The 15,639-nt window shown below is 56.2% G+C and carries 15 protein-coding genes; 2 read left to right on the top strand and 13 right to left on the bottom strand.

What is annotated here, in order from left to right:
• Window positions 1-8 precede the first annotated feature (8 nt).
• From JMG82_RS10200 to JMG82_RS10165, 8 genes are all read right to left on the bottom strand, one after another.
• Window positions 9-1,250: an APC family permease gene (locus JMG82_RS10200; protein ID WP_201352631.1), complete on the bottom strand. Its 1,242-nt coding sequence runs from the start codon at window positions 1,248-1,250 to the stop codon at window positions 9-11.
• Window positions 1,217-2,125 (bottom strand): ketopantoate reductase family protein, encoded by a 909-nt coding sequence (locus JMG82_RS10195; protein ID WP_201352630.1) that lies wholly within the window; start codon window positions 2,123-2,125, stop codon window positions 1,217-1,219. The genes JMG82_RS10200 and JMG82_RS10195 overlap by 34 nt, the downstream gene beginning before the upstream one ends.
• Window positions 2,122-2,769, bottom strand: coding sequence for a carbonic anhydrase (locus JMG82_RS10190; RefSeq protein ID WP_201352629.1), 648 nt, complete (start codon window positions 2,767-2,769; stop codon window positions 2,122-2,124). The genes JMG82_RS10195 and JMG82_RS10190 overlap by 4 nt, the downstream gene beginning before the upstream one ends.
• Window positions 2,770-2,796: 27 nt before the next feature.
• The gene (locus JMG82_RS10185; protein WP_201354412.1) at window positions 2,797-3,006 is read right to left on the bottom strand and encodes a hypothetical protein; all 210 of its coding nucleotides are present in this window, start codon (window positions 3,004-3,006) and stop codon (window positions 2,797-2,799) included.
• A 143-nt stretch (window positions 3,007-3,149) separates the two neighbouring features.
• Window positions 3,150-3,647, bottom strand: a complete 498-nt coding sequence (locus JMG82_RS10180; RefSeq protein ID WP_201352628.1) for a DUF2062 domain-containing protein — start codon at window positions 3,645-3,647, stop codon at window positions 3,150-3,152.
• 84 nt (window positions 3,648-3,731) lie between these two features.
• Window positions 3,732-5,000 carry an MgtC/SapB family protein gene (locus JMG82_RS10175; protein ID WP_201352627.1) on the bottom strand — a complete coding sequence of 423 codons (1,269 nt, stop codon included), beginning with the start codon at window positions 4,998-5,000 and terminating at the stop codon, window positions 3,732-3,734.
• Window position 5,001: 1 nt separating this feature from the next.
• Window positions 5,002-8,946, bottom strand: coding sequence for an HAD-IC family P-type ATPase (locus tag JMG82_RS10170; protein ID WP_201352626.1), 3,945 nt, complete (start codon window positions 8,944-8,946; stop codon window positions 5,002-5,004).
• A gap of 85 nt (window positions 8,947-9,031) precedes the next feature.
• Window positions 9,032-9,199 (bottom strand): hypothetical protein, encoded by a 168-nt coding sequence (locus tag JMG82_RS10165; protein WP_201352625.1) that lies wholly within the window; start codon window positions 9,197-9,199, stop codon window positions 9,032-9,034.
• Between the two features lie 260 nt (window positions 9,200-9,459).
• Here JMG82_RS10165 and JMG82_RS10160 point away from each other — a divergent pair, with 260 nt between their 5' ends.
• The gene (locus JMG82_RS10160; RefSeq protein ID WP_201352624.1) at window positions 9,460-10,224 is read left to right on the top strand and encodes an SIR2 family NAD-dependent protein deacylase; all 765 of its coding nucleotides are present in this window, start codon (window positions 9,460-9,462) and stop codon (window positions 10,222-10,224) included.
• The gene (locus JMG82_RS10155) at window positions 10,221-10,739 is read left to right on the top strand and encodes a DJ-1/PfpI/YhbO family deglycase/protease (protein WP_201352623.1); all 519 of its coding nucleotides are present in this window, start codon (window positions 10,221-10,223) and stop codon (window positions 10,737-10,739) included. Before JMG82_RS10160 ends, JMG82_RS10155 begins: the two co-directional genes overlap by 4 nt.
• Here JMG82_RS10155 and JMG82_RS10150 read toward each other — a convergent pair.
• Genes JMG82_RS10150 through JMG82_RS10130 form a run of 5 tightly spaced genes read right to left on the bottom strand, consistent with a single transcriptional unit; the run spans window position 10,736 to window position 15,628 of the window.
• The gene (locus JMG82_RS10150) at window positions 10,736-11,944 is read right to left on the bottom strand and encodes an ABC transporter permease (protein ID WP_201352622.1); all 1,209 of its coding nucleotides are present in this window, start codon (window positions 11,942-11,944) and stop codon (window positions 10,736-10,738) included. The two genes, JMG82_RS10155 and JMG82_RS10150, sit on opposite strands and share 4 nt — an antisense overlap.
• Window positions 11,941-13,134: an ABC transporter permease gene (locus JMG82_RS10145; protein WP_201352621.1), complete on the bottom strand. Its 1,194-nt coding sequence runs from the start codon at window positions 13,132-13,134 to the stop codon at window positions 11,941-11,943. Before JMG82_RS10145 ends, JMG82_RS10150 begins: the two co-directional genes overlap by 4 nt.
• On the bottom strand, window positions 13,112-13,774 hold the full coding sequence (locus JMG82_RS10140) for an ABC transporter ATP-binding protein (protein WP_236579133.1): 663 nt from the start codon (window positions 13,772-13,774) through the stop codon (window positions 13,112-13,114). Before JMG82_RS10140 ends, JMG82_RS10145 begins: the two co-directional genes overlap by 23 nt.
• Window positions 13,764-15,011, bottom strand: a complete 1,248-nt coding sequence (locus JMG82_RS10135; RefSeq protein WP_201352620.1) for an efflux RND transporter periplasmic adaptor subunit — start codon at window positions 15,009-15,011, stop codon at window positions 13,764-13,766. Before JMG82_RS10135 ends, JMG82_RS10140 begins: the two co-directional genes overlap by 11 nt.
• Window positions 15,008-15,628, bottom strand: a complete 621-nt coding sequence (locus tag JMG82_RS10130) for a gamma-glutamyl-gamma-aminobutyrate hydrolase family protein (protein WP_201352619.1) — start codon at window positions 15,626-15,628, stop codon at window positions 15,008-15,010. Before JMG82_RS10130 ends, JMG82_RS10135 begins: the two co-directional genes overlap by 4 nt.
• Between the last annotated feature and the right edge of the window lie 11 nt (window positions 15,629-15,639).

The raw sequence follows: 15,639 nt of genomic DNA, 5'->3' as shown, positions 1-15,639 counted from the left end.
TAAAAGCGTTACGCTTCGGCGGGGATGCCGAATATCACGACCGCCGCCACGATGGAGGCAAGAAGCGTGAAGCCGACGAATTTCAAACCGCCGTGGGCGATCTCTTCATGTTTCAAAGCCGTCAGTGCCGCGACGGCACACTGCAGGGCGTAATAGAGTGCGAACGCCTTCGAAGCATAGGTGATCACTTCGAAGATATTGGAACTCCAGATGATCAAAAGGCCGCCGGCGACGATCAGCAGATAGCCGGTCCCGATCGGAATTTTGTGTCCGCTCACTTCATAAATGAGGCCGCTGCCCCCCTGCGCATCCGCCACGGCCGCGTCGAACTGTGCCACCAGTGCCAGAGTGATGAGCAGGATCGGCAGTATCGTCGCCACATGTTTGGCGAGCAGGATGATGGCCGTATCCTGCCCGGTTTCAGGCAGCGGGTAGTTGAAGTAGTAGAGCATCGAAGCGATATAGAGTAGATAGATACCGCCCGATATGAGCTGTGCATAGCGCATCGAACGGATTCTGAGTGTCGGCGGAAACCTCTCGCCCAGATAGCGGGACGTTTCGAATCCCTGTACGACGATCAGCATCCCCAAAATCATCCGCCACTCGTGCAGGCTGGGTTGACGGGCCGTTTCGGGCAGGTGCCAGACTCCCTGGCCCCACGCCACGAAATTTCCGTAGGCCAGACCTGCCAGCAGACCCGCGATGATCCCCAGTTTCAACGCCTCGAATTTGTCCAGAAAATTGAAACCGCGGTGCTTGCCGTAAAAGGCGATGAAAAGAAGCACGGCGGTCGTGACCCCGCGCGAAAGGGTTTCATCCACCATGCCGGCACCGCGAAGAAGAAAGTCGCCAAAGAGAGTCAGATAGTAGGCGACCGAAACCACATACGCAAAACCCAGGGCCCAGTTCGAGAGGTTTTCGAAAAGAGCGGCCGAAGCGTGCAGGGTGCCTGCGGCGATTTTCGGTTCGACATAGCGGATATTGAAACGAATGGCCCCACCGATCAGATAGGCCGTGACCACAAGAAGCCCCATCGCGACCACCGCATAGTTTCCCACCGACATCTGAAGAATCGGCGCGATCACGAGAAATCCGCTCCCGATGATCGAAGCGAGCGGAATGACCGTGGCCGACCACCACCCGCTCTTCTCGACGGGCCTGGAAAAAAGCAGGGCCGTGACAAGCAGTGTGGTGAAGAGGACGATATAGTTTGAAATCAACTGTGGTGTGCTTTCAATATTTCGTAACACCGATGCATCGTCGGCACGTCGATGCCGTGTTCGGCTCCTTTACGGACGATATAGCCCGTCAGCTGCTCCAGTTCCGTCTTTCTGCCGGCTTTGAAGTCGAGCCACATGGAAGTGGGGGCGTCATGGGGCACCCTTTCAAGCTGCCTTCGCACCATCTCCAGATCCTCCTCTCCCAAAGCCGCCCCCTCGGCGGCACCCACGGCGATAATCTCACGAAAGGCTTCCTCCAACTCCCCGCGGTGCTTTTGCAAAATCACGCCCATCGGCACATCGTAACAGGAGGTCAACGTCCCCATGGCGGCGATGAGCAGATACTTTTTCCAGACATCGGTCGTGATATCCTCACTCACCACGACCTTGACGCCGGCCTTTTTCAGCGCCTCGGCCAGGGCCTTCGGTTTTGGCGACGCGTCGCTTTTCGCCATTCCCATAACAACCAGCGCGCCCCGTCCCACCAGGGCCACGACACCCGGTTCGGCGACATGGCTGACGATGTAGACGGCGCCGTTGGCCACCGCGTGGCCGGGATAGACCTTTGCGATCACCTCGGCGTTGCCCACGCCGTTTCCCAGAGGAACCAGGAGGGTATCGGAGCCGACCATCGGGGCCGCTTTTCGGGCCGCCTCTTTGAGGTCGTACCCTTTGACGCAAAAAAGAACCGCATCCATCGTCTCCCCGAAATCGGCCGGGTTGTCCGAAACGGCGGCGGGACGGGCACAGGAGAGCCCCTCTTTCGTTTTGAGGCAGATACCCCGTTCACGAATAGCCTCCAGATGGGCTCCTCGGGCCACAAGATAGACCAACTCTCCCGCTTCCGCCAGCCGATGGGCCAGATAGCCGCCAACACCGCCGGCACCCACGATTCCGATTTTCATACATCCTCCCTCTCAAGCGGCAAAAACGCCTGGGCTTCGGGGTCGAAATACTCTATCTCTCCCCTGTCCAGGCGGTAGTACCAGCCGTGCAGGTAGAGCGACCCTTCCATGACCCGCTTGCGGACATTGGGGTAGGTCAGAAGATTCTGAAGCTGGAATATCACCGAAAACTTCTCCGTCGCCTCCAGCAATTCAGACCGGTCATCCTCGCCCACGCTGCGCAACGCCAACTCCTTGGCCGGCATTCCCAGCTCCAGCCATTTGATCGTGTGGATCATTTCGTGTCGGTGGGCGCTGTGGTCTTCGTAAAGGGCTTTGCAGGCCCCGCAGTCGCTGTGACCGCAGACGATGATCTCCTCCACCGAAAGCTCGTAAGCGGCGTACTCGATGGCCGCGGCCGTGGCGTGGTAGTCGTTGTCCGGTTTGTAGGGGGGTACGAAATTGCCCACGTTGCGAAAAACGAAAAGGTCCCCCGGCCCCGTGGAGGTGATGAGATTGGGAAGCACCCGCGAATCGCTGCATCCGATGAAGAGCGCTTTGGGGCTCTGCCCCTTCTTCACCAGTTCGCGGTACTCCTTTTCATGCTTTTTGAACGTCACGTTCCGAAAGGCTTCCACCCCTTTGATCCAGTGCTCCTGCTTCATGCCCCTCCTTTGGAATCGGAAATTTTGTCAGTAATTGTCGTACTTGCCCGCTTCCACATCCCGTTTCAGCTTGTCCACCGCCTCTTCGATGGCGGTGATGATGAGCCGTGCCGACTCCCTGTCGTCGTTTTCGGGAATGTCCCAGTCGAAAATCTTCATATTGGCCTTGAACAGCAGCTCAATCTCTTTGTGAATCTCGTTTTTCATCTTCTCGTACTCTTTGTGCTGTGCGTCCATCACTCGCCACTCTCCTTTCACTTGTGCAATTGTCCCGATTATAGCACTGTCTCTCACTCATCTCTCTGATACATTGCATTTAGAGGCGCCCTTTATGCAGTATTTTCTCCCTGCTGTTCCTCTTTGAGATCGAAGAGCGGGTTTCAAACTCTTTTTTTCGACCGGCGCTCTTTTCTGACCGAACGGATCCAGAGCCAGTTGACGGCAAAGTAGACCAGAGGCGAAACCGTGAAGGAGTAGAAAAAGGTTCCCGCATACAGCGGAATGAAAATGTCGCCCAGATTCTCTTTGAACCACTCCACTGTCATCTCCACATTGTGAAGAGGTTCGATGCCAAGCAGTTTGCAGCCGGTGAGATACTCCATATAATACATGGGCGGCATCGTAAAGGGATTCGAAAGCCAGCACATTGCCAGCGCGATCGGTATATTGAAGCGGATGAAAGGCGAAACCGCCAGAACGGCCAGCATCTGGAACGGCATCGGAATGAAAGCGATGAACAGCCCCACCAGCAGCGCTTTGGTCACCGATTTACGATTGATCGAAAGAAATTCCCTGGGGATATGATATTTTTGAATGAACTCTTCGATCTTCGGGTGTCTTGGTTTGTCTTTTTTGTTTTTGAAAATTTTCCTTACCATTCCTACCCCGCCACATTTTTTCCGATTATAGATCGTTGACCTGCCCTTGTCAAGGATCTCTCCTATGCCCTTCCGCAGACGGTTTCATGCCATCCACCACTCGCTTCCGAAAAGCCCCAGGGCCATACACCCCAGCGTCAGAATGAAAAAGAGTGTCACCCGCCACCCTAGCTTCACGCCGCCCAGCCAATAGACGATGCCCAGTTTCACCAGCGAATTGGTCACGGAAGCGATGACGATACCGTTCATCGAAGCGGTTTGCGCCAGCTTGCCGTCTTTTGCCAGTTCGCTGAGCGAAAGGGTGATGGCATCCACATCCGTAATACCGGAAAAAAACGACACGAGATAGACTCCTACATTGCCGTAGCGGGTCTGGACAAAAGCGATGGCACCGTAGATGATGCCGAAAAGCAGACCGAATTTGATCGCTTCGCTCAGTTGCAGAGGATTTTTCATGATGGCACTGTTCTCGATGGAGATTTCGGCTGTTTTGGCATGGCTGTAGAGCCACCAGCTGAAAAGAAGCCCGGAACCTGCAGCCCCCAGATAGGCCGGCGTGAGACGCCATGCCAGCTCGGGATGGATGACGAACGCCTCGAAAAGAACCCGCAGATACATGAAGGTACAGGCGATGGCGATGCCCCCGGCATAATTGTTGATCAGCCCGTACTGTTTCTGAAACATTTTGGAGAGGGAGATGGAGACCGCCGTGGAGGAGATGAGCCCGCCTGCCGCACCGGTGAGAAAGACACCGTGCTTCTGCCCCAGCACTTTGATCGCCACGTATCCGACAAAGGAGATTCCTGCGATGATGACAGCCATCAGCCAGGTTTTGTAGGGATTGAAAAGGTGGTAGGGACCGATCATTCTGTCCGGCAGCACCGGCAGTACAATGAAACTCATGATCAGCAGCAGCGTCACGGCATGGATGTCGGTTGGGCCGATATGGGTTTCGATCTGCCGAAGCCTGGGTTTGAGCTCCAGAAGTACGATCATCATGACACCGATGAAAATGGCGTAGTTTTCGAGCCGGTACCAGATCATGACACCCAGAAAAAAGGTGACGATGGCGGCCATCTGGGTCGTCATGCCCCACCGTTTCTGTTCCCTCACTTTCAGAATGTAGGAGAGGGCCACCATCACGGCGAAGACACCGGTGGAAACGAGAAGAAACCCTTTCACGTAGGTTCCGATCCATCCCGAGAGAAAACCGGCGAGCGCGATCAGCGCGAAGGTGCGGCTGCCGGCGAAAAACGGCTCCTGTTTGTGGAAATAGGTCATGGAGCGCTGCATACCGATCAGAAATCCCAGCACGACCGCCGTCAGAAGGAGTTTGAGAATCGTGTAATCCATCTTATCCCCTCCGTTTCAAGACCCACCACTCGAAGGCTTTGTAAAGCTCCACCACGATGAAGATGGGCACCGCAGCTTCGAAGATCAGCAGCCAGTCTTCAAGACGCAGCGGCACGGTATGCAGGGCATCCTGCAAAAAAGGCACATAGACCGCCGCCACCTGGGCAGAGACCGTGAGCGTCCAGGCACCCAGCACCCAGGGGTTGGAGAAGAAGCCGATCACCGGCATCGGGGCATGGAGGCTGCGGTAGTTGAAGACATTCATCTTTTCGAGGATGATGATGCCGGTGAAGGCGACCGTCTGCGCCAGTGCCACCGCCTGGCTCTCGGGCAGCCCGGAGGCCAGGTAATGGTGGAAGAGCCAGAGCGTTCCGGCGCCGATGTAGCTTCCAAGCAGTACGATCATGATCACGCCCCGCAGCTGCAGGAAGGGGGCGTTCACCGCTCTGGGCGGCCGCTCCATGATCCCCTTTTCCGCAGGTTCGAGCCCCAGTGCCACCGCCGTCATGCCGTCGGTGACGAGGTTCATCCACAAAATCTGAACCGGCAGCAGGATCAGCGGGCCGCCGATGAGAATATTGACGAAAATCGCGATCACTTCCCCCGTGTTGGAGGAGAGCAGGTAGGTGACGAACTTCTTGATATTGTCGTACTGCCGCCGCCCTTCGCGCACGGCGCCTACGATGGATGCGAAATTGTCATCCAGCAGAATCATGTCCGCCGCCCCTTTGGCGACATCGGTGCCGCGCAGCCCCATCGCGATGCCGATATCGGCCCGCTTGAGGGCCGGCGCGTCGTTGACGCCGTCACCCGTCATCGCCGTCACGAGCCCTTCACTCTGCAGCAGCTTGACGATACGCAGCTTGTCCTGCGGCGTCGTACGTGCGAAGATGACCCCCTCCTTGAGGGCCGTTTTGAGCGCGTCGTCCTCCATCCCCTTCAGTTCGTTCCCCGTGATGGCCCGTGTCGCCGCGAGCCCCACCTCCCTGGCGATCGCCAGGGCCGTCAGCGGCGCATCGCCCGTGATCATCACGACCTGTATGCCCGCACGCTGTGCCGTCGCGATCGCTTCGGGCACTTCGGGACGGGGCGGGTCGATGATGCCCACGACACCCAGCAGCGTCAGCTCCTTCTCGACATCTTCGGGATCGAGCTTCGTGTCGGGCGGCAGCACCCGTTTGGCCAGCGCCAGGGTACGAAGCCCTTTTTTGGCCAGATCCACATAGGCCTCTTCGAAGGCCCGGCGCATCTTCTCGTCGAGCGGTTTTCTGTCGGTTCCGTCGAAATAGTGGGTGGCACGCTCGATCAGCACTTCGGGTGCCCCTTTGACGTAGGCGACCTTCTGTCCCTTCTCCTCGACCACGACGGTCATGCGTTTGCGCTCGGAGTTGAAAGAGAATTCGCTGACCACTTTGGGTTCGGCCGGGCTCAGCCACGCCTTGTAGGCCGCGACGATGAGTGCGGCTTCGGTCGGTTCGCCCGAAATCTTCCACCCCTCCTGCTCTTTGCGCAGCGATGCGTGGTTGCAGAGCAGTCCGGTCTTCAGCAGAAGAAGCAGATCGGGCCGTTTTTTGTAGTTGACCCTCTCGCCGTTCATTTCGAAATGGCCCGCCGGATCGTAGCCGCTTCCGGTGACATCCACCGACCCGGCGAAGGTCCAGATCTTTTTGACCGTCATCTGGTTCTGTGTCAGCGTTCCTGTCTTGTCGGTACAGATGACATTGGCGCTGCCGAGGTTTTCGGCCGCCTGCAGGCGCCGCAGCAGCGCATGCTGGCGGACCATCGCCTTGACCCCGAGGGCCAGCGTGATCGTCACGACGGCGGGAAGCCCCTCGGGCACCACCGCCACGGCCAGAGAGACGCCGGTAAGGAACATCTGCATCAGATCCTTGCCGAACAGATACCCGACGATCGCCACGAGCGCCGATATGGCGACGGATAGAATGCCCAGTTTCTTTCCCAACAGCGCCAGTTTCTTCTGCAGCGGCGTTTTCGTCTGCTTCACTTCGCTGGTGAGCTTAGCGATCTTTCCGAACTCGGTCGCCATCCCCGTCGCGACGACGACGCCGCGGGCGTAGCCGTTGGTGACGCTGGTACCCATCCACGCCATGTCGTGCCGTTCGGCCAGGGGTGCGGCTTCAGGAACCGGTTTGACATTTTTGGATACCGAAACCGATTCACCCGTCAGCGCCGATTCGTCGATCTTGAGATTGACCGCCTGGATCAGCCGGAGGTCCGCCGGCACCCTGTCGCCGATTTCAAGCAGCACGATATCGCCGGGCACCAGCCGTGCGGCGTCTATTTCGGTCTCTTTGCCCTCACGCACCACTTTGCATCGGGGAGAGAGCATCTTCTGCAGCGCTTCGATCGCCTTTTCGGCTTTGAACTCCTGCACGAACCCGAGGATGCCGTTGAGTACGACGATCGCCATGATCGTGACGGCATCCCCCATCTCGCCGATCGCGAACGATATGGCGGCCGCCACCAGCAGAATGATGATCAACACATCGGTGAACTGACGCAGAAATATCCAGTACCACTTCTCTTTGTGGACCGCCTCGATCCGGTTGGGGCCGTACTGCCTGAGACGCTGTGACGCATCGATTTCCGAAAGGCCTTTTTTCGGATCGCTCCGGAGTATCTGCAGAACCGCCTGGACGGGTTTGGCATGCCACGGCACGGCGGCCTCCGTGATCTGGGCCTCCTCCTCTTTGGCCACGGTGGCGGCGGGGAGGCTTTTGACCAGATCGCCCCGCCATCTGGCCACCAGTACCGAAAAGGTGAGCGGCACGATGATCGTCGAAACCGACGAAGCCGCCACCAGTGCCGTGAAGAGCTGCGTATCGATCAGTTGGGCATCGAGCAGAAGTTTGGCGACGATGATCTCCGTCGTCAACCTGGCATTGAGGCCGATACCGACCGCCCACGCCTCCTTGACGGTCAGCTTTTTCATCGGTACCATCAAAAAGATGCCGAGAAGTTTGCCCACGAAAGCGGCCAGAAAGAGCAAAACGGCAAGTTCCGGCGCTTCGATCATTCCCCTAAGATCGACGCTCATGCCGACCCAAAGAAAGAAGATGATGCCGAAAAATCCGTAGGCCACCGCCCGTGTGGCGCGTGTCGCCCGCTCACCGGGCAGGCCCGCCTTGTCGAATACCGGCCGCATCAGTATCCCCGCGACGATGGCACCGACCACCAGCCCCAGATCGGCATATTCGGCGAATCCTCCGAAAACGAAAAGTGTCAATATCATCAAAACGATCAGATTGGCGACCTTGAGCTGTACCCAGTGCGAAAGCGGCACCAGCACATAACGTCGGGCAAACCAGGCGACCGCCACGAATATCGCGACGTTGACGAGAATATCGGTAATCTCTTTCGTGTCACTGGTGACCAGTCCCGTCTTCATGCCGATCCAGACGGAGACGAAGGCGACCAGAAAGACTTCGATCACATCATCGAGCACGCCGGCACCGACGATGTAGTTTCCGATTTTGGTACGCAGCAGGTCGAATTCGTCGAGAATGGGGACGATCACCGCTTCGGCGGTCGGCATCCGCGTCACGCCGATCACGAAAGCGAGCATCCAGCCGTATCCGAGCCAGAGCATCACGCCCACCCCCATCAAAAAGGGCATGACGGTATTGAGCACGGTCGCCAACACGATATCTCCGCTTTGGCGTTTCATCTCTTTCATATCGATCTGAAGGCCGATGAAAAAGAGCAGAAAGAGCACGCCCAGATCGGCGAGTACCGAAAAGATGTTTCCGGCCAGGCCTTCGCTCAGCCGCTGGCCGATCGATGTGTAGTGGATACCCATCGCCACGAAAAGCGCACCAAGAATCCCTGGAATTTTGAGTTTTTCCAGAAAGCCTGAGAGAAAGTAGGTCAGGCCGAAAAGGAGCGCAAGCAGCAACAGAAATTCGCCGAGGAATTGTTCGTTCATGGTTTCAACCTTTTGGAATCCCAATCATTTCCGAAGATCTTTTTCTCTTCGTAAACGCTTTGAAAGCGTCTATAAAAAAGGCGTGTCATTTTGGTGTTTCAAGCCGTTTGGTCTCTTTGCGCAGTGAGTCGATCGCTCTCCCCGTACTGTTTCTTCCATGGGTATAGCGGTCGTCAATGCACCGACACCTTTGGGCATCGGCGACGCCGCCGGCGAGAGAGAACTGCCCGCTTGGAACCTTTGCGTCGTACATCTTGTTTTGTTCCCGAAACGCTTCATCGAGCGGGCAGAAGAAAAAATTTTCTTTCGTTCTCTTTGTGTTTGGATGTTTCCGCGAGTGATCCTTCCATCGGAACCCGTGGAAGCCTCCTCCCTCGCCCCGACCCGAAAAGACGGATTCGGCTCTTCGGAAATGTCGCTGTCGGAAACTTCTTCAATTCATCCATCGATTTCATCTATTCATTATAACACGAGAGACTGGAATGGATAGGAAATTCATGGCATAATCTACCCATGAAAGGGACAACAACGAACGACTACGAAAAAGCGGCCGGTATCATCCAATCGTCGAAATCTGCTGTCGCCTTTACGGGGGCGGGCATTTCCGTCGAGAGCGGCATTCCCACATTCAGGGGACCTTCGGGACTATGGAGCCGTTACGATCCGAAGATTCTCGATATCGACTATTTCATGCGTCATCCTGAATCCTCGTGGCGGACGATCAGGGAGATCTTCTACGATTTCATGCAAAATATCGAACTCAATGCCGCCCACAGGTTTCTCGCGAAACTCGAAACGCGGCACCTTCTGCGCGGCGTCATCACCCAAAATATCGACAGCCTGCACCAGAAAGCGGGCAGCCGAAACGTCATAGAGTTCCACGGGACAGCCGGCCGGTTGACCTGTCTTGGATGCGGCAAACATTACGATATCTCGGAACTATCTCTTAAAAAACTTCCGCCAAAATGTGAAGCGTGCGGCGGGCTCCTCAAGCCCGACTTCGTCTTTTTCAAAGAGCCGATTCCCAAGGAGGCCTTCGAAGAGTCGTCCCGGCTCTGCCTGGAGGCCGACCTGCTGCTGATCATCGGCACGACGGGCGAGATCATGCCGGCCAGCCAACTCCCCTACAGTGTGCCTGAAACGTGCCGTATCATCGAAATCAACATCGAACCATCCAACTACACCCATGCGCTGACCGATATTTTTCTGCAGGAGAAGGCGACGGTAGCGGCGGAAAAACTCGACAATCTGATCTTCGGCCGGGAGGTTGAAAAATGAGAGCGCTTATTATCACAGCCGACGGCTTCGAAGAGTCCGAATTGCAGGTGCCGTACGAAAGGCTGCGTCAAGAGGGTATCGAAGTGCACATCGCCTCTTTCGAAAAAGGCCGCATCGTGGGAAAGCACGGGGGCGAAGCGCAGGCAGACAAAAGTCTGGATGAAGTCGACACCGATGCGTACGACGTACTGATACTGCCGGGAGGCAAAGCGCCGGAAGTGCTGCGGAAAGAGCCCAGGGTTCTTAGGATCGTCCAGCGATTCTTCGAACAGGACAAACCGGTCGCGGCCATCTGCCACGGACCGCTGATTCTGCTATCGGCGGGAGTGTTGCACGGCAAGCATGCGACCTGTTACCACAAGGTCGCGGAAAAGCTGAAAAAAGCCGGTGTCCGATACGAAGACAAGGAGGTGGTGGTGGATGGCAACCTGATCACTTCAAGACACCCCGCCGACCTCGATGCGTTCGTTCGGGAAATTCTCAGACATTTGAGAAAAAGAGAAAAATCCTCCTAAACCTCTTCATAGAGTTTCAAAATAGTCACCGGTTCAAAATGCATGGCGCGTCTGGCCGGGTAGAGGCTCGCGAGAATGCCGATGCCCACCGAAAGGGCCATCGAAAGAAACAGTGTTCCGACAGGAAGGTAAAAAGGCCAGCCCGCTGCCGCTTCTACGCCGAAAACGACGACCGTGGCGGCAATGGCACCCATCATGGCCCCGGAAAGTGCCAGCATCGTCGATTCGAAAAAGAACTGGAAGAAAAGATCTCGGCGTGTGGCTCCGACGACCCGCTTGACGGCGATTTCGATGAGCCGTTCATACATCGAGAGGGCCATGATGGCAACGATGCCAAGAGCCCCGACGCTGTAGGCGATGGCGGCAACGATGATACTGAGCACCGAAAAGAGATGTTCCATATCCGCCGTCGTGCCCGCTGCTGCCTCGTAGGCCATGACTGTGAAATCCTTTTTTCCGTGACGTACCCGAAGCAGAGCTTCGGTCTGGGCGATTACCTCTTCGTTGAAAGCTTCCGAGTCGGTGAGGATATAGATGCCATCCAGCCAGTCGCTTCGGCTCAAAAGACGCTGTGCGACGCTCACGGGTACCAGTATCGTGCTATCGTAATCCTCCATGCCCACGCTCCCTCTGGGTGCCAGTACGCCAATGACGCGGAAGGGAATGTCGGAGATTGTCAGCATCTTCCCGATCGGACAGGAGTCCTCGAAAAAATCGGCGGCGATACGGCTGCCGATCACGGCGACTTTCCGAAGCGATCGGAGATCTTGGGGTATCAGCCCCCTGCCGCACGCTGGTTCGAGATCCAGCAGCCTCGTAAAGCTCGGTGAAACCCCCATGACACTCTCCGGCTGCGCATGCTTTTCGCTCTCTGTTGGGAGGGTGACGGCCCGAAGAGGCGAAACGTCGCCGACATGGGGAATCTTCTCCGCGATCGCATCGGCATCCGCGAGATTCAGCGTGTGGACCGTCCCGATCTGCGCCCTTTTGTGACCGAACACCACCAGATCTCCCGGGGCGGCGATGACAAGGCGGCTGCCGAACTTTCCCAGCTCCTCGAGCGTCTTTTTTGTCATGGCACCGCTGATACCGCTCATGACCACAAGGGAGAAGACACCCAGTGCAATTCCCGCAATGGAGATGAAGGTGCGCTTCCTGTTTCGCTGCAGATACCGGAAAAGTTCCTCGGTATAGAGCCACTTCACAGCCGTCTCCTCAGCGCTTCCATCGGGTCCATCCCTGCCGCCTCTTTCGCCGGAGACCAGGCGGCGACCAAAGCGACGATGAGTGCGAAAAACACCCCGATGAAAAAAGAGATGGAAGGATAGACCCGGGGAATGTCGATGATCGGCAGAATATAGCGCACACCGAGAAAACCCGCCACGACACCAAGTAACGCACCCGTAACCGCGATCACGGAGGCTTCCAGAAGAATTCGCAGCAGAATCTGGCGTCTTGTCGCACCGAGGGCACGGCGCAGACCGATCTCCCAGGCGCGGATTCGGTTGTTGATGAGAAAGATGTTCGAGAGGACAAAACCGCTCACAAACAGCGCGGTAAAGGAAGCGACTCCAAGAAAGATCCCCAAAGAGGCGCTCAGCATCGAAAGAAATTTCTTGATAACCTCCGGCGTGATGAGAAAATAGTCCTCGGGCTTCACTGTCCGGTTCAGCACCCTCTTGACATCCGCCAGAACCAGCTCGTAATCGGCACCGGATCCGACTTTGGCGACGATGGCGAAAAGTTTTCGATATTCGGGTTGAACGAACTTCCGGTACGTAGAAACCGGCATCATGATCCTCTCATCCATACTCGTGCCATGGGGGCTCTTGCCCTTTCGTTTGTAGACACCTACAATGCGATAGGGAATCTTCCCGATCATCAGAAGATTTCCGACGGGATTTTTCCCATCGAAAAACTCGTCCACGATATCGTGACCGATAACGATGACTTTTTTGAACGCCGTATAGTCCACCGGCAGAAAAAAACGTCCCCAATCCGCTTCATAGCCGAAATTTTTCAGCGTCCCGAGCGTCTCTCCCTCGACCATCAGGGATTTCGAAATCCCTCCATGGGCCACCGTGACTTTTTTGACATAGAAGTAGTCGACGCTGCGAATGCCCTCGATCGCGGCGATCTGCCTGTACTGCTCCATCGTCAGCTTCATCGGTATTCGTCGAAAGGAGATTTTGCTGCCGAAACTGGAACGTATCAGGATCGTATCGGATCCGAGCATTGCAATGATCCGTTCCGCTTTGAGCTGACTTCCTTCGATCGCGGCGACGATGAAAACAAGCGATGCGATGCCCAATACGATACCCGCCAGAGCGAAAAGCGTGCGTCCCCAGTAGAAACGCAGAAAGGCGGTCAGATCATGCAGATAGAATCCGACCATCCCGAATCCGTACCGTCCGTTTGGCGTAGGCGGCCATCGTGGCGTCGTGGGTTACGAGCACGATCGTCTTTCCCTCCGCATTGAGTTTTTTCAGTGTCTCCATGACGATCCTGGCGTTTTCGCTGTCAAGCTGCCCCGTCGGCTCGTCCGCGAAGATGATTTTCGGATCGTTGATCAGCGCCCTAGCGATGGCTGCCCGCTGTTTCTGGCCGCCCGAAAGCTGATCGGGCATGTAAGAGGCACGCTCCTGAAGCTGCAGTTTCTTCAACAGTGCCATCGCGTCCGACTTTTTGCGGGGCCTGCGTGCATAGAGAGTGGGGATCATCACGTTGTCTGCCACATTCAGATAGGGAATCAGGTAAAACGACTGGAAAATGAAGCCGAACATTTCGTTCCGGATATGGGAGAGTCTGTCGTCATCGAAGCGCGAAACATCTTCCCCGTTGAGCAGATAGGTGCCCGAAGTGGGCCGGTCGAGGCACCCCAGCAGATACAGGAGCGTCGATTTTCCGCTTCCGCTGCTCCCCATCACCGCCACGAACTCTCCCTCTTCGATCCGCAGGTCGATCCCTTTGAGCACATCCGTTTCGATATCGCCCGTACGGAAACTCTTGACGAGTCGACGACACTCAATCAGCATGTGCGGACGCCATCAAAATTGTATCGCCGGCTGAAACTCCTTCGAGTATCCGGGTGTAGCGGCTGTCGGATACGCCGGTTTTGACGGGAATCTCCCGGATTCTGTTCCCCGACTTGAGATAGACGTAAAAACGACCGTTTTTGAATTTGACAGCACCGTTGGGTACACGCACGACGTTTTTCAGAATCTCCAATATGACCTTGTCGTGCGTGGTCATTTCGGGCCGGAGTCTCTCCGGATTTTCGAACCCTTTGACAACGGCAATGTAATAGACGATGCCGTTTTGAATCTCCGGCTGCGGATAGATCTGTGCAATTTTGCCGGTGAACTCTTTGTCGGGATAGCTATCGACACGGAATTGCACCTTCATGCCCGTACGCACTTTTCCAATCTCCGTCTCATCCACGTAAATCCTGTTTTCGATCGCGCCGGGATCGAGTATTTTGACGAACTTCGGCGCGTTGAGACCCGCGACGACCGTCTCGCCCTTCTGGGTCGAAACATAGGTGATGATGCCCTCAAACGGCGCTTCGATGACCGAATAACTCAGGCGTATCTTCGCCTGTTCGATTCTCTCTTCGGCAATTTTCAGATCGTGCCGATAATCGCTCCGTGCCTTTTGCAGCGACAGTCGCGCTTCCGCCAGCGACTGTTTTGCCCTTTCATACGCCGCTTGTGCCTTGCGCCAGGCCGCTTTTTTCAGCGTGTAGTCGTTACAGGCCACTCTGAATTCCCGTTCGGGACCGCTCTTGTGTTCGAAGAGGCGGCGCTTGTTCATGCAGAGCCATTGTGCCGTTTTTTTGTCGGCAAGCGCCGCTTCGCGTGTCACATTGGCCTCTTCGAGGGCTATCTCCTTGCGACGAACGGCCGATTCGAGACGATGGATCTCTTTGGGACCGCTCTCTTTGAGTTTGGCGAACTGCTCACGGGCGATTTTCAGTGACGCACGGACATCCCTGTCGTCGATTCGGGCGATCAGATCTCCTCGTTTTACATGGTCTCCCACCTCGACAGGTTCTTCTACGACAATGCCGCTCATCCGTGCCCCGATCGTCACTTCCGCGCCGACACTCGGTTTGATGACACCGGTCGCCTGGACGCTTTTGACGATATCGCCTTTCTCGACCCTGATCTCCCTGTAGCCGGAGAAATCCTCGGGTTTTTCATGGGCATACCAGACATATCCTCCGCCAAAGAACAGCAAAACCGTCAGAAGAATATAAAGGCTCTTTTTCATTGCGCTCCCTTGACCGCTTCGGCGAATGCCGAAAAGATTTTGCGACTGTGCCAGGCATAGGGCATGAACTCGGGGTGCCATTGAAGTCCCAGCACGAAAGGATCCTCTTTCGATTCGATCGCCTGAACGATGCCGTTTCGGTCGTGCGCCGCTTTTTGCAATCCCGCTCCGATGATGTCCACCGCCTGATGATGCAGCGCATTGACCCGCAGAACCGATGTCCCGACAATACCGTAAAGCCGCGACTGCTGCTCGATCGTGACGGTTCGAAGCGGCAGTGGCGTATTGGGATGGGGATAATCGAGCTCAAGGTCGTGGATATGGGGGTGCAGCGTGCCGCCGTAAAAAAGGTTGATCAGCTGCATTCCCCGGCAGATTCCCATGATTGGAACCTTCTGCTCTTTCGCCCGCTTCATCAATGCCAGCTCCATCGCATCCCGCTTCGGATCGCTTCGGACGATGGAGGGGTGCTCGCTTCCCCCGTAGGTTTCGGGATCGATGTCGATGCCTCCGGTGATCAACAAACCATCCATCTGCAATCTGTGCCGTCCCTCCCACGATTTCGGGTGCATAAAACGGCTCTCAAGACCGCCGAAGGCCAAAAGAAACCGGCTCATGTACCAGGCGG

Origin of the sequence: Hydrogenimonas urashimensis (assembly GCF_016593255.1) — a bacterium.
Lineage (GTDB): Bacteria > Campylobacterota > Campylobacteria > Campylobacterales > Hydrogenimonadaceae > Hydrogenimonas > Hydrogenimonas urashimensis.
This window is presented reverse-complemented; position numbering and strand designations above follow the sequence as displayed.

Excerpts from the sequence above, each read along its gene's own strand:
- JMG82_RS10185 (WP_201354412.1), bottom strand. The coding sequence starts at position 3,006 with ATGGACGCACAGCACAAAGAGTACGAGAAGATGAAAAACGAGATTCAC.
- JMG82_RS10190 (WP_201352629.1), bottom strand. The coding sequence starts at position 2,769 with ATGAAGCAGGAGCACTGGATCAAAGGGGTGGAAGCCTTTCGGAACGTG.
- JMG82_RS10155 (WP_201352623.1), top strand. The coding sequence starts at position 10,221 with ATGAGAGCGCTTATTATCACAGCCGACGGCTTCGAAGAGTCCGAATTG.
- JMG82_RS10195 (WP_201352630.1), bottom strand. The coding sequence starts at position 2,125 with ATGAAAATCGGAATCGTGGGTGCCGGCGGTGTTGGCGGCTATCTGGCC.
- JMG82_RS10160 (WP_201352624.1), top strand. The coding sequence starts at position 9,460 with ATGAAAGGGACAACAACGAACGACTACGAAAAAGCGGCCGGTATCATC.
- JMG82_RS10145 (WP_201352621.1), bottom strand. The coding sequence starts at position 13,134 with ATGGTCGGATTCTATCTGCATGATCTGACCGCCTTTCTGCGTTTCTAC.
- JMG82_RS10140 (WP_236579133.1), bottom strand. The coding sequence starts at position 13,774 with ATGCTGATTGAGTGTCGTCGACTCGTCAAGAGTTTCCGTACGGGCGAT.
- JMG82_RS10165 (WP_201352625.1), bottom strand. The coding sequence starts at position 9,199 with ATGTACGACGCAAAGGTTCCAAGCGGGCAGTTCTCTCTCGCCGGCGGC.
- JMG82_RS10175 (WP_201352627.1), bottom strand. The coding sequence starts at position 5,000 with ATGGATTACACGATTCTCAAACTCCTTCTGACGGCGGTCGTGCTGGGA.
- JMG82_RS10135 (WP_201352620.1), bottom strand. The coding sequence starts at position 15,011 with ATGAAAAAGAGCCTTTATATTCTTCTGACGGTTTTGCTGTTCTTTGGC.
- JMG82_RS10170 (WP_201352626.1), bottom strand. The coding sequence starts at position 8,946 with ATGAACGAACAATTCCTCGGCGAATTTCTGTTGCTGCTTGCGCTCCTT.
- JMG82_RS10180 (WP_201352628.1), bottom strand. The coding sequence starts at position 3,647 with ATGGTAAGGAAAATTTTCAAAAACAAAAAAGACAAACCAAGACACCCG.
- JMG82_RS10130 (WP_201352619.1), bottom strand. The coding sequence starts at position 15,628 with ATGAGCCGGTTTCTTTTGGCCTTCGGCGGTCTTGAGAGCCGTTTTATG.